The sequence below is a fragment of the Neorhizobium huautlense genome (assembly GCF_030811685.1).
GTDB classification, from domain to species: domain Bacteria; phylum Pseudomonadota; class Alphaproteobacteria; order Rhizobiales; family Rhizobiaceae; genus Neorhizobium; species Neorhizobium huautlense_A.
The window spans coordinates 160,674-173,889 of the sequence record NZ_JAUSRF010000004.1; the positions used below are offsets into that span (position 1 = coordinate 160,674).

Below are 13,216 nucleotides of genomic sequence, written 5' to 3' on the forward strand. Positions count from 1 at the left end.
CGGAGGCCAGCGTTTCCGTGAAAAGATCCCTTCGCCTTGTTCGCCGACGCCTTCTTGCCAGCATCCCTGTCCTGCTCATCGTTATCACCCTGACATTCGTGCTGCTCGAAACGGCACCGGGCGATGCGGTGGATGCTTACCTCCTGTCTATCGGCGGTGGAGACGCCGCCGTGGCGGATGGCCTGCGACGGGCCTACGGCCTCGATCAATCGCTGACCGCCCGCCTGTGGTTATATCTCACCGCACTGGCGCGGCTCGATCTCGGGTGGTCGGTCGCCTTCGAACGCCCGGTCCTCGCCCTTATCGCAGAGCGGCTTCCCAACACGCTGGCATTGATGGGCAGCGCCACGGCACTGTCCTTCGCGATCGGATCGGCACTTGGCATCGTTGCCGGATCAAAACCGGAAAGCGTAAAGGATAGAGCGCTTTCGAGCATTTCTCTCATCCTTTACTCCATCCCCGGTTTCTGGCTGGGGCTTGTGCTCAGCCTCGTTTTGGCCGTTCAATTGCGCTGGCTGCCGACCTCGGGAATAGAAACGATCGCCTCGGGCAAAACCGGGCTGGACCGTTTTATCGACATCGCCCGCCATCTGGTCCTACCGGTCAGCTCGCTTGCGCTGATCTACACCGCATTGTTTCTCCGCGTGATGCGCGCCGGCATGGAGGAAGCGTGGACGCTGGACTTCGTGCTCTTTGCCCGCGCCAAGGGTCTGGCCCGCAGTCGCATCGTGCTTCGCCATGTCGCCCGTCACGCCGCTTTGCCTCTCATAACCATGCTCGGCCTGCAGGCAGCCACGATGCTGGGCGGCAGCGTGGTCATCGAGAGCATCTTTGCCATACCGGGTTTCGGTCGCCTGGCGCATGAAGCCGTCGCCGGGCGTGATGCACCGCTGCTGATGGGCATCATCCTGGTCAGCGCAGTACTCGTCATCATCGTCAATCTTCTGGTCGACCTCGCACAGGCGGCTCTCGATCCGCGTATCGGCGCCTCGGAGGCCTCCAGTTGAAGTTGATTCACAAACTGATCAGAACACCGGAAGGCATTGCCGGATTTGTTATTTTAGCAATCCTTATCATCATCTCGGCATCGGCTTCCTTGATCGCTCCGGGCGATCCTCTCCGCATCGCCGGACAGGCATTGCTGGCCCCTTTCAGCGACATGAACCTGCCGCTTGGAACCGACAGGCTCGGCCGGGATGTGCTGGCTGGCATCGTGCACGGCGCTCGCACATCGCTTTTCGTCGGCACGGCAGCGGCACTTGCTGCCATTACGCTCGGCCTCTGTGTAGGCCTCATTGCCGGTCTGGCTGGCGGCCTTGTCGATGAGATTTTGATGCGTGTCGTCGATGCGTTTCAGATCGTGCCCGGTTTTCTGCTGGCGCTCGCTTTTGTCAGCGTCATGGGCGCCTCATTGCCGGTCGTGGTGATTGCGATTGCGCTTGGCGCATGGGCCGATCCGGCGCGCCTCACCCGCGCTCAGGTCCGCTCCATTCGCGAACGCGATTACATCGCGGCGGCAAGAGTGATCGGCATGCATCCGGCCGAAATCGCGGTGCGGCAAATCCTGCCACAGGCCGTGCCACCTGTTCTCGCCGTCTCAGCCACCATCGTCGCCGCCGCCATTCTCACCGAAGCGGCCTTGTCCTTTCTCGGCCTTGGCGATCCCAACACCGTCACATGGGGCTCCATGATCGCCGAAGGGCGCAATGTGCTGCGCTCCTCGCCCTGGCTCTCCATCATTCCCGGCATCGCGCTGGTCACCACCGTCATCGGCGTCTACCTGCTCAGCGAAGGGCTGGCGAAGGCGCTTTCCGGCACGCATGCGGCGCTCACTCCGCGAGAGGGAGAGAGGTCATGACTGCCGCTCTCTGTAACCTCTCCAACATGACCGTCCGTTATGGCGGACGAACCGCCCTTTCCGATGTAAGCCTGAACCTCATGGCCGGCGAACGTCTGGCGATCGTCGGAGAAAGCGGTTCCGGCAAAAGCACCTTTGTGCGCGCCTTAGCTGGCCTTCTTCCACGCGGTGCGATCTGTGACGGTCAGGTGCACTGGGCAAGCGATCAGGCGCCACGGCTCGGCCGCGATATCGGCTTCGTGTTTCAGGATGCCTCGGCCAGCCTGAACCCGCTGCTGCGCATCGGCGAACAGGTGGCGGAAGGTGCGAAGCGTCATCTCGGGCTCACCTGGCAGGCCGCCTATGATCATGCGCAGGCCCTGCTTGAGCAGGTGCGCATTGCCAACGCCCCGGCCGTCATGCGCGCCTATCCGCATCAGCTTTCGGGAGGCCAACGGCAGAGGGTTGCGATTGCCGCCGCCATTGCCAGCCGTCCGTCCATCCTGATTGCCGACGAAGCGACCAGTGCTCTCGACACTGTCGTGCAGGCAGATATCGTGAAATTGCTCGACGAACTCGTCAGCAAAAACGCCATGACGCTGCTTTTCGTCACGCATGACATCGCGCTCGCCTCCAACCTTGCCGATCGCATCGCCGTCTTCAAGCATGGCCATCTCGTCGAGATCGGACCCGTGGCCGACGTCCTTAGCAAACCCCGGAGCAGCGACACGCAAGACCTGATCGCCGGCCATTTTGATCTGACCTCGCCGCCCCTGATTGCCGAGGTCGCCACATCATGACGCTTCTGTCCGTCGAAAACCTGAGAAAACATTATTCCTCCGGTGACCGCGATGTGGCCGCGGTCGATGGCGTCTCGTTTTCACTTTCGGCCGGAGAAACGCTCGGGATCGCCGGTGCGTCCGGCAGCGGAAAATCGACCCTTGCACGACTGATCCTGCGCCTTGCCGAACCGGAGGCGGGCACGATCCACTTCGAAGGCCAGAACTGGCTGGCGCTGCAAGGCGCAAAACTTCGCGGCAACCGGGCGCGCATGCAGATGGTGTTTCAGGACATTCACGGCGCCTTCCACCCGACGGCGACCGTCGGCAGCGTGCTGGACGATCCGCTGCGCATTCATCGCATAGCAACCAAGAAAGACCGCCCCGGCGAAATTGCCCGGCTCCTCGACCGGGTCGGCCTTGCCGCCGCTGACGCGCATCGCCCGGTGCACCAGCTTTCGGGCGGCCAGCGGCAGCGCGTCGCAATCGCCCGGGCCATTTCCACCCGCCCATCGCTGATCGTGCTAGACGAGGCCGTATCGGCGCTGGATGTGCAGGTCCGCAACCGAATCCTCAAACTGCTGGTCGAACTGCAGCGTGAACAGGGCATATCCTACCTGTTCATCTCCCATGATCTGGCGGTGTTGCGCGCCGTCTCGCATCGGCTCGCTATCATGGATACGGGCCGCATCGTCGAATATGGTCGCACGACCGATATGATCGACAGCCCGCAATCAGCGGCCGGCCACGCCCTGGTTTCGGCCGTGCCACGATTGACGCTCGCCGGCCGCCCCAAAAATACCGTATAGAAAAGTGAACCCCGCCATGACATCTGACCGTTGGACAGCGCTTCTCGACATCCCTGCCTTTCCGGCGGAGAGATATGCATCCATCGCGAACCGCCTTGGGGCGATCCTGCAGACGCGAAACGATATCGCGATGGTTCAGGCCGAGGCCATCGTTGCGCTCGAAGCCGCCGCGACCTCCATCATTCGGCCCGGCATGAAGGCCATCAATATCGTCACCAGCCCTTATGGCCGCTGGTTCGGAGACTGGATGCGCCGCGCCGGTGGCGAGGTTATCGACGTGACCGCAACAGCAGCGCGCGCGATAGAGGTCGAAGCGGTGTCCGCCGCCATCAAGGCGCATCCGGATGCGCGAGTGCTCTCGCTGGTGCATGCCGAGTCCGCCAGCGGCATCTGCAATCCCCTGTCCGATATCGTGGCGCTTGCCCGCAGCAGTAACCTGTTGACGGTTATTGATGCCGTCGCGTCGGTCGGCGGACATGAACTCGACGTCGATGCTCTTGGCATCGATATCGCGGTTATCGGCCCGCAAAAGGCGCTGGCAGGTCCGGCAGGTCTTTCCGCGCTTTCCATCAGCCCCTCAGCCTGGGACCTCATTCTCAAGCCCGGGGCGCTCACAAACTCCACACTGTCCCTGGCCGATCTCAAGCCATGGATCGACGGCGGTTATGGTGCGCCTGCCGGCACTGCCGTCCCCCTCGAATGGCACGCACTGGATGCGGCACTCGACCGGATCGAATCCGAAGGGCTTAAAGAGGTGATTGCCCGCCACCAACGTGCGGCATCGGCCACCCGCGCCGGTCTTGTCGCCCTTGGCGCAACATGCTGGGCGAATGCCGGAACGGGTTCCAACCTCGTGACCACCGCCGAAGTGCCGGACGGTATATCTATCGACAGTCTGCTTGCAGCCACCGCCCAGTTCGGTCAGCCGCTTGCCGCAGGCGTCGGCCCGGGCGCCGAGCGTCTCATCCGGTTCACGCATACCGGCCAGCAGGCAAGGTTCGAGACCGTGATGGCATCGATATCCGCCTTTGGCGATGCCTTGAAACAATCGGGTCATGCGGTCGATATCGCCGCCGCCTGCACATCGGTCATTGAACACTATGTTGCAATCACACGATAAATTTGACGAAAAGGGGCATATCTCCCCTGTCGTTGTGCCGGATCTCGTGACAGAGATTCTGCAAGACGACTTAACGGAGACCTCCATGCTGGAACCACGCGCCTTTCTTGCCTCGCTTTTTGATGCCGCGGTTCGGGCTGCCGATCCGATCGAGGGCATTCGCACACATCTCCCGCAGAAGCCGAAAGGTCGCACCGTGGTGATCGGCGCCGGCAAGGGCGCGGCGCAGATGGCACAGGCACTGGAAACGCTGTGGCATGAACCACTGACCGGCGTCGTAGTGACCCGCTACGGTTATGGCTGCGACACGGAAAACATCGAGGTGATCGAGGCCGCGCATCCGGTGCCGGATGCCGCTGGCCTTGCCGCATCGAAACGCCTTTTCGAAACGATTGCCGATCTTACCGCAGATGATCTCGTGATCGCGCTCATCTGTGGTGGCGGGTCTGCTCTCCTGCCCTCTCCGCCGCCGGGCCTGACGCTGGAGGATGAAATCGCCGTCAACGAGGTGCTGCTCGCCTCGGGCGCACCAATCGCCGCCATGAACGTCGTGCGCAAACATCTCTCCACCATCAAGGGCGGACGGCTTGCTGCGGCGACGCGTGCCCGTGTCGTCAGCCTGATCGTTTCCGACATTCCGGGCGACAACCCCGCCCATGTTGCATCCGGCCCCACCGTCCCGGATGAATCGACGCGCTACGACGCACTTGAGGTCATTCGCCAATATCGGCTGCATCTTCCGCAGGCAGCGCTCGACCATCTGAATTCCCGCCGGGCGGATGCACCGGTCGCCGACGATCCGGTCTTTGCCAATCATAGCCACCACATCGTCGCCTCAGCGGGCGTCTCGCTTGAAGCCGCCGCTTCGGTGGCACACGCACAGGGCATTCAGGCGGCGATCCTCTCGGATTCCATGGAGGGTGAAGCGCGCGAGGTCGCCCTCGCCCACGCCGCCATCGCTCGCGAAATCGCCGACCGCAACCGTCCCTTTGCAAAACCGGTCGTTCTGCTTTCGGGCGGAGAAACGACGGTGACGCTTCGCAACAGGCAAGGTCGCGGCGGGCGCAATGGCGAATTCGCGCTCTCCATGGCGCTCGGCATCGATGGTTACGACATCGACGTGCTGGCCGCCGATACCGATGGTGTCGATGGCTCGGAAGACAATGCCGGCGCCTTTTGTGACGGCACGACCATCCAGCGCCTCAAGGCGGCGGATCTGGATGCGTTGAAAATGCTCAATGGCAATGACAGCCACAGCGCATTTTCTGCCATCGACGATCTCTTCGTGACCGGCCCGACGGGCACCAATGTCAACGATTTCAGAGCAATCCTGATCCGCTGATGGGTCTCAGGCGGATTTCGCTCTGACGGCAAACGGATCGGATCCTGCCCGCGCCATCGCCTGCGCATATTCGGCAATCAGCCGTTCGCAGAGTTCCGCAGCACCGGGCACGTCCTTCAGCGAGGCAACGCCTTGGCCGGCCGACCAGACGGTTTTCCAGGCTTTGGCCTCGTTGCCGAGATCCATGGCGCCATGGCTGACGAGATTGTCGGGATCGAGCCCGGCAGCAACAAGGCTTGGCCGCAGGAAATTGGCGGCGACGCCCGAGATTGCCGGCGTGTAGAAAATGTCGGCGGCCTTGGCATCCACCGTCATGCGCTTCTGCTCTTCGCTGATCGTCGCCTCTTTCGTCGCCAGAAAACGCGTGCCGAGATAGGCCATGTCGGCACCCATCACCCGTGCAGCCGCGATCTGCTCGCCGGTGCTCATGGCGCCGGAGAGGATGATCGTGCCATCGAAGAACGAGCGGATTTCGGGGATCAGCGCAAACGGGCTGAGCATGCCGGCATGACCACCGGCCCCGGCCGTCACGGCAATGATGCCATCGACACCCGCTTCCGCCGCCTTTTCGGCATGGCGGCGGTTGATGACGTCGTGGAATACGAGGCCACCATAGGAATGCACCGCATTCACCACATCCGGAACCGCGCCAAGCGAGGTGATGATCAGCGGCACCTTATGCTCGACGATCTTGTAGAGATCCGCTTCAAGTCGCGGATTGGACCGGTGAACGATCAGATTGACGCCGTAGGGTGCCGCATCCGGAACATCCGCAAGCCGCGCGTTGATTTCACCAAGCCACTCGACAAATCCATCCGTCGTGCGCTGGTTCAATGCCGGGAAAGTGCCGACCAGACCGGAGCGGCAAACCTCAACGACGAGATCCGGGCCGGAAGCCAGAAACATCGGCGCGGCAATCGCCGGCAGGCGCAGTCCTTCAAAGATTCTTGGCAGCGGCATGTATTCTCCTCCCGGTCGCATGGACCATTCTTTTCCCGCCAACCGTTATAGGGCGCTGTGCCTTAACCGCAAGCAGCCGGCGGATCACTCCGCCGGCTGCCCGAAATATCGATAGAAAGAGAGCAGTGTCGCTAACGCTCAGCGCCCTCGGGCGGCTGCCACCATGGTACGCAACTGGTCCTTTTGGCGGACACCCTGTCGATAGAGCTCCATGGTGATCGCCGCCAGCCGATTGACCTCTTCGGCATCATCGACATCGCCCAGATCCCGCTTCAACTCCTCGAACACCTGCTGGCATCGCAACAGGTCGCTCGAATCAAGAGGCTCCTCGCTTCGCCTCTTTTCGCTCCTGATCATTTCAACTCCTAAAGTCATGCATACGCATATTCGAGGCAATGAACCGGCCCGGCGGCTTTCGCTTCGGGCTCTGGTTCGGGCCGACAAGCCTGTCGGCGATTTCCTTGCTGGGGAACTTCTGTCCGATAAGGAACGTGTATCAGTCGCACATCAGGCGACAACAGGATGCAGGCACATCAACGGTGCCGGCCGTGTCTTGAACCGCCACCTCAATACGTTTGAATTCTGTCGTTTCTGCGATTGCCTTCATCATCGTCCCACGTCTCCATCGAACGGCTCATAACGGTGGACGCGCAGCTTTGTTCCGGCCTCACGCGGATATTTTTCTAACGTTTTAGCAAATACTTACACGAAAAAGTGAGGCTGTGTTTTATTGCAAAATCGCGGACACCAAAGAGGTCAATCAGATCAACAAACTGCCCTCGGCCACCTTCACGGCCTGCCCGCCGATGCGGGCACGACCGATCTCTCCATCCTTCACGTCAATATGCAGATTGATGTAGGAAGGCCGTCCGATCTCTACCCCCTGCTCGACCAGAACCGGGTGATGCCCATCCGGCAGCGCATCGAAATGACGGATGGCGCCCGCCAATGCCGCGACGGCGCCGCCTGTCGCCGGATCCTCGGCAATACCCATATCGGGCGAAAACATGCGGGCGTGAAACTTTGCCTGATGATGCACGCCACCGCGACAATAGACATAAGCGGAGGCCAATGCACCCTCGACGAAGGGGGCCGCCTTTTCCCACAACGTCACATCGAATTCCATGGCCTGAACGGCGGCGATATTGCGCAGCGGCAGCATCAGAAACGGCACGCCCGCGCTCCATATGGAAGGAACGTGATTTTCGAAGGCGAGATCGCTGACCTTGACGCTCAACGCATCGGCAAGACCTTCGATATCCAGTGGCAGTTCGATCCGGCTCGGCTTGCGCGGCAGGTCGAACTCAGCGAAACCCACGGCACCCTTGCGCAGCCGCACGGCACAGCGCACCGGGCCGATCTTCTCCTCGATCATGCAGACAAGATCGATGTCACCGGCATCCGGTCCACGCTCAAGCTCGGTCAGCGCAACGGCGCTGCCGACTGTCGGGTGGCCTGCAAAAGGCAGTTCCTTGCCCGGCGTAAAAATGCGCAGGCGCGCCGCATGTGCGGGATTGTCGGCAAGCTGCACGAAGACGGTTTCTGAGAGGTTCATCTCACTCGCAATCGCCTGCATCGCCTCATCGGACAGACTATCACCATCAAAAATCACAGCCAGCGGATTTCCCGCAAGTTTCGTGTCGGTGAATACGTCGTAGATGGCATAGCGGCGAGCCACAGCGAACCTCTCTGTCGATGTCGATGCGGCCAAACTGCCCCACGGTCATTCGCGGCGCAACCCCGATTATTCAATTGTCCGATCGTGTAAAAAACATGTCCAGGATGGGAAACATCATCGGGTTGTAATGATGCGCCTCGCGGTCGGCGGAGCGGATGACGACAGCGCCGTCAATCTCCTGCTCGGCATCGTGCGGCATATGGATTTCGATACGCGCAACCATCTCCGCCGCCGTCATCGAAAAGCGGTGAAACCGGAAAACCACGACGCGATTATCGGCATGGCTGGCATAAAAATGCGGATCGGCGTCTGCCTCATCGAGATCCAGTCCGGTTTCCTCGCGCACCTCGCGCCGCATATTGCCGCTGAGGTCGAGACGGCCGTCAACGATATCGTTGAGATCAAGCGAACCGGCGGCACAATAGACCATTCCCGGATTGGCGGTATGCGCACTCATGCGAATGGCAACGATGGCATTGTCGGACGATACCAGCACGGCAAACCCGAACAGATGCAATGCACCTTCAGGGGTCGGCTGTTTGCGCCACCAGAGCAGCGTCGAATACGGGATGGCATGCGCCATACCACGAATGATGCCGTTATCGAAGGCCAGTTGCCGCTGCAAAACCATCTGGCCATTGAAAAGGTGCGGATTGGCATGCGCTTCTGCCTGCCAATTTTCCTCTATGGCCACTGCGTTTTCCTGAAAAAGCGGATGCGCACCATCCTGCATGAGCAGATCGACGCCGGTGATGCGCACCGGGTTTGCAGGCGGTGGCCAGATGCCGGGGAGATTTTCCGTCATTACAATTCAAACTCCACGACGACGGGGCAATGATCGGATGCCTTTGGCCGATCCCAGCCGATGCGCGGATAACGCGCGACCTCCTGCCCCGGCGGAAACACGGTGCGGAAAGGTTGTCCATTGCGGATGATATCCGGAACGGCGGACGGATTGGCCTCAGCGAGTGCCCGTGACAGCCAGATATAATCCAGCTGGCAGAGATGCTGCTCCTGCGGTCCGCGGGCATGATAAAGCGTCCAGCGGTCCATCACGTCACGACGGGTCACGACGTTTTGTGCAAATCCGTCATGGCTGAACACGTCGAGAGCGCTCACCTCCTCGCGCACCGGCTCGAATGTGTAACCGCTGCGGCGTGTGCCGATCACTTTCACACGCTCCTGATAATCGTTCATGTCGCCACAGATCGCGAAGTTTGCGGCATGCGCGCCATCGGCACCGAACTGCTTTTCGATGATGTGCCGAACGGCCTTTGCCTCGGCAGCGCGCACGGCCATCGTGCCAAGCCGGCCATCCCGGTTGTCGCGCGCATTGCCCATGGATTTGAAATGCACGACATAAAGCGAGAACGGTTTGCCGCCGATCTTCAGCTCCAACTCAAGACAATCGCGTTTGAAAATCTTGTCGGTGGGCTTGTTGGTCAGAGCCAGTTCGTCGTTGAACAGACCGAGATCCTGATAGGTCAGCATGGCGTGGCTGCGCACATCGACGACCTCGATTTTCTCTCCGGAACGGGTTTCCTCCCGCATCAGGACCGCGACATCGATACCGCGCCCGTCATTGCCCTCGACCAGAAACTTTTGGCGATAACCGTTGCCGACCATGCGGTAGAGATAGCCGTATTCGAAGGCTTCCAGCGCCGGCATGTTGTCGACTTCCTGCAGGCACAGAATGTCGGCATCCGCATCGGCGATGGCGAGCGCCGACATCTGCCGCGTGTCATCCGTTTCGGCGATCAGGCGCGCCTGTTCTAGCTGCTCATATTCCTGTTTGCTGCCGACTTCGAACAGCCGCAGGACACGGTCCTGACGCAACTGATTGCGCCAGCCTGTAAAATCGAAACGGGTCATGAGGTTTTCGATATTGAAGGTGCCGAGGCGAAGAGACATGCATCATTTCCCTATTGCGACCGGCACCTTAGCCACCCGAATTGTGGCTGGCTACCTCTCAAAGCCTCCAGGCCGAGCGGATGACGATCGAAACCCGGTCACCCACCTGCACCGGCTGGCGACTGAAGGCGCGCAGGTTCTGCTCATCCCCCAACGCCAGTTTAAGGGCGTAACGCTCGCCTTCGAACAGAACCGAGGTGACCGTCGCCGCCATGCCTTCACCGGCGATCTCGACATCCTGTGGCCGCACGAGAATATCGGCGCAATCCTGACCGTCCGTATGTGAAAGCGATTGCTGCAGCATGTCCCAGTCAAGCAGCCTGTTCTCAAGCAACGCCGCCGGCCATTTGAGAATGGCGCCCTGCCCCACTAGTCCGCCAACCAGCCGGCCTTCCGGCCGTGCATAGATTTCCTGCGGGCTCGCCACCTGCAAAAGCCTGCCTTCCGACATGACCGCGACATCCGTCGCCAGCGCCATGGCTTCCGCCTGATCGTGGGTGACATAGATCATCGTCGCACCTGACCGCGCGTGAAACTCGCGAAAAGTCTCTTCCATCTCCTGACGCAGATGACGGTCGAGATTGGCGAGCGGTTCGTCGAGCAGCACCACATCCGGCTCGGTGACGAGGCAACGGGCAAGCGCCACGCGCTGCCGCTGACCACCGGAAAGATCGGCCGGGCGACGGTCGGCATAAGCCTCAAGGCGCACGGCGTTGAGCGCTTCCCTGATCTTCTGTTCGCGCTTCTGGCCGGAAATGCCACGCACTTTCAGCGGATAACCGACATTATCGGCGACGCTCATATGCGGCCAGAGCGCATAGGATTGAAACACCATCGCCATGTTGCGATGTTCCGGCGCCACCATGTCCGAAGCGTCGGCAAGGACGCGGTCGCCCAGCAGGATGGAACCATCGGTCGGCTGTTCGAAGCCGGCGATCATGCGCAGAACCGTGGTCTTGCCGCAGCCGGATGGGCCCAGCAGCGCCAGAAAGCCGCCGTCGCGCACTTCCAGCGACACGTCGTTGACGGCCGGACGACCACCGGCTTCGAATGCCTTGGACAGGCGGTTGAGGATCAGCTTCGCCACGGTACAACACCTTTCGGCAGTCTCTTCGCCATCAGTTCCAGCACCAGCATCATCGCGATCACCATGATGACCACGAGGACGGAGAGTGCTGCCGCGAGGTTGAAACTGCCGCTATCATCGAGATTGTAGATCGCCACGCCAAGCGTCTGCGTGCCGGCCGACCACAGGATGGCCGAAACGGTGAGCTCGTTGCAGGCAATGAGGAAAACGAGAATGACCGACGCACCCGCTGCCGGCGCCACCAGTGGCACGACGATATCGATCAGGCGGCGCCCGAAGCCTGCGCCGGAAAGCCGGGCGGCCTCCTCCAGTGACGGATCGAGCTGGCGGAACGCGCTCACCACCGGCTTCAGGCTGACCGCGAAGAAGCTGGAGAAATAGGCGACCAGAATGATCCAGATCGTGCCGTAGATGGAAATGCCGATGATCGGGATCGGCGCGGCAAAAACGAGGATCAGCGCCACGGCGAGAACAATGCCGGGAAGCGCATAAGGAATTTCAGCCAAGGCCGAGACAACCGGTGCAACTCGGCTTTTCGAGCGCACGAGATAATAGCCGGTCAGCACCGTCACCACGAGGAGACCGATTGCCGTCGTCAACGACAGCGTCACGGAGTTGAAAAAGGCCGTGCGCGTAATCGTCTGTTTGAACAGGACCTCGCGATAGGCATCCAGCGTTGCCGTTGCCGGTGTCAGCGGCACGCCATAGGCGGGTGCGAGCGAGCTTGCGATCAGTGCCGTCAGTGGCATGACCAGCGTGATGAAAATCGCCAGCCACAGAACCAGTTCGCCGAGCAGACGCCAGTTGCCGAGACGGAACATTGCCACCTGCCCCGACAGGCCAATGACGCGGTAGTCGCGACCGCGCAAAACCCGATCCTCGACCGTCAGACCGATGACCGAGAGGATGGCGATCAGGCCGGAAAGCAGCGAGACATCAGCAAAGGTGTTTGGTCCAAAGGCAGCGAATTTGGAATAGATGAGGGTTGGCAACGTGTAGATGGATGCAGGGATTCCGAGGATGGCGGGAATGCCAAAGTTGCCGACGCAGGAGACGAAGGCAATCGCCGCACCGGCCACGAAACCGGGCAATGACAGCGGCAGAATGATATCCTTCAACACCTGCCAGGACGAGGCGCCGGACAGCCGTGCGGCCTCGACCCCATCACGTGGCAAGGCCAGAAGACCGGCGCGCAGTGACAAAAAGACTAGCGGTGCATTCTGCACGCCATACAGAAGCGCAATGCCACCGATGGAATAAAGCGGTTGCGGTGACCCCAAAGGCGGCGCCAGACCGATTGCCTTCAGAAGCGCGCTCGACGGGCCGGTCATGCCGATCCACGACAGCGCCGTCACCTGTGGCGGGATCATCGTCGGCAGCATGAAAAGGAAACCGAGTGCCGTCTTGCCCCGCACGTTAAACAGTGTCAGCAACAGCGCGAAACCGCCGCCGAGAATGACGGCCGCGATCATGCCGAGGAAGGATGTGGTCAGCGTGTCATAGACCGCCTGCCAGACGGCAGGATCGGTTAGAAGCGCGCGCGCACCGCCATCGAAAAGCGATGAAAAGCCGGTCATGGCGAGCCGTCCGAGCGGCAATACGCTCAGGAAAAAGATCACCACGATAACAAAGGAAAACAGCCAGCGGGGCTGGCTGTTTCCTCGATTTTGAGATCGGAACATCAGGCTTTATA

At 60.9% G+C, this 13,216-nt stretch carries 13 protein-coding genes; 6 read left to right on the forward strand and 7 right to left on the reverse strand.

What is annotated here, in order from left to right; all coding sequences use genetic code 11:
* Positions 1-17: 17 nt before the first annotated feature.
* From J2T09_RS07425 to J2T09_RS07450, 6 genes are all read left to right on the forward strand, one after another.
* Positions 18-1,007, forward strand: a complete 990-nt coding sequence (locus tag J2T09_RS07425; protein WP_306832793.1) for an ABC transporter permease — start codon at positions 18-20, stop codon at positions 1,005-1,007.
* The gene (locus J2T09_RS07430; protein ID WP_306832796.1) at positions 1,004-1,858 is read left to right on the forward strand and encodes an ABC transporter permease; all 855 of its coding nucleotides are present in this window, start codon (positions 1,004-1,006) and stop codon (positions 1,856-1,858) included. Before J2T09_RS07425 ends, J2T09_RS07430 begins: the two co-directional genes overlap by 4 nt.
* Positions 1,855-2,637 (forward strand): ABC transporter ATP-binding protein, encoded by a 783-nt coding sequence (locus tag J2T09_RS07435; protein ID WP_306832798.1) that lies wholly within the window; start codon positions 1,855-1,857, stop codon positions 2,635-2,637. Before J2T09_RS07430 ends, J2T09_RS07435 begins: the two co-directional genes overlap by 4 nt.
* Positions 2,634-3,425, forward strand: coding sequence for an ATP-binding cassette domain-containing protein (locus tag J2T09_RS07440; RefSeq protein ID WP_306832800.1), 792 nt, complete (start codon positions 2,634-2,636; stop codon positions 3,423-3,425). The genes J2T09_RS07435 and J2T09_RS07440 overlap by 4 nt, the downstream gene beginning before the upstream one ends.
* A 16-nt stretch (positions 3,426-3,441) precedes the next feature.
* On the forward strand, positions 3,442-4,545 hold the full coding sequence (locus J2T09_RS07445) for a pyridoxal-phosphate-dependent aminotransferase family protein (RefSeq protein ID WP_306832801.1): 1,104 nt from the start codon (positions 3,442-3,444) through the stop codon (positions 4,543-4,545).
* 85 nt (positions 4,546-4,630) lie between these two features.
* A complete protein-coding gene (locus tag J2T09_RS07450; protein ID WP_306832803.1) occupies positions 4,631-5,887 on the forward strand; it encodes a glycerate kinase type-2 family protein in 1,257 nt (418 codons plus the stop codon).
* Between the two features lie 6 nt (positions 5,888-5,893).
* On the opposite strand, the gene J2T09_RS07455 is transcribed toward J2T09_RS07450, so the two are convergent.
* The 7 genes from J2T09_RS07455 to J2T09_RS07485 all read right to left on the reverse strand — a co-directional run bounded on the left by J2T09_RS07455 (position 5,894) and on the right by J2T09_RS07485 (position 13,205).
* The gene (locus tag J2T09_RS07455) at positions 5,894-6,847 is read right to left on the reverse strand and encodes an NAD(P)H-dependent flavin oxidoreductase (RefSeq protein WP_306832806.1); all 954 of its coding nucleotides are present in this window, start codon (positions 6,845-6,847) and stop codon (positions 5,894-5,896) included.
* 138 nt (positions 6,848-6,985) lie between these two features.
* Positions 6,986-7,204: a hypothetical protein gene (locus J2T09_RS07460; RefSeq protein ID WP_153354737.1), complete on the reverse strand. Its 219-nt coding sequence runs from the start codon at positions 7,202-7,204 to the stop codon at positions 6,986-6,988.
* 403 nt (positions 7,205-7,607) lie between these two features.
* Positions 7,608-8,525 carry a PhzF family phenazine biosynthesis protein gene (locus J2T09_RS07465; protein ID WP_306832808.1) on the reverse strand — a complete coding sequence of 306 codons (918 nt, stop codon included), beginning with the start codon at positions 8,523-8,525 and terminating at the stop codon, positions 7,608-7,610.
* Between the two features lie 70 nt (positions 8,526-8,595).
* Positions 8,596-9,330 (reverse strand): NUDIX hydrolase, encoded by a 735-nt coding sequence (locus J2T09_RS07470; RefSeq protein WP_306832811.1) that lies wholly within the window; start codon positions 9,328-9,330, stop codon positions 8,596-8,598.
* Positions 9,330-10,436, reverse strand: coding sequence for an endonuclease/exonuclease/phosphatase family protein (locus J2T09_RS07475; RefSeq protein WP_306832813.1), 1,107 nt, complete (start codon positions 10,434-10,436; stop codon positions 9,330-9,332). The genes J2T09_RS07470 and J2T09_RS07475 overlap by 1 nt, the downstream gene beginning before the upstream one ends.
* Positions 10,437-10,494: 58 nt before the next feature.
* Positions 10,495-11,523, reverse strand: coding sequence for an ABC transporter ATP-binding protein (locus tag J2T09_RS07480; RefSeq protein WP_306832816.1), 1,029 nt, complete (start codon positions 11,521-11,523; stop codon positions 10,495-10,497).
* Positions 11,511-13,205, reverse strand: a complete 1,695-nt coding sequence (locus tag J2T09_RS07485; protein WP_306832818.1) for an ABC transporter permease — start codon at positions 13,203-13,205, stop codon at positions 11,511-11,513. Before J2T09_RS07485 ends, J2T09_RS07480 begins: the two co-directional genes overlap by 13 nt.
* Between the last annotated feature and the right edge of the window lie 11 nt (positions 13,206-13,216).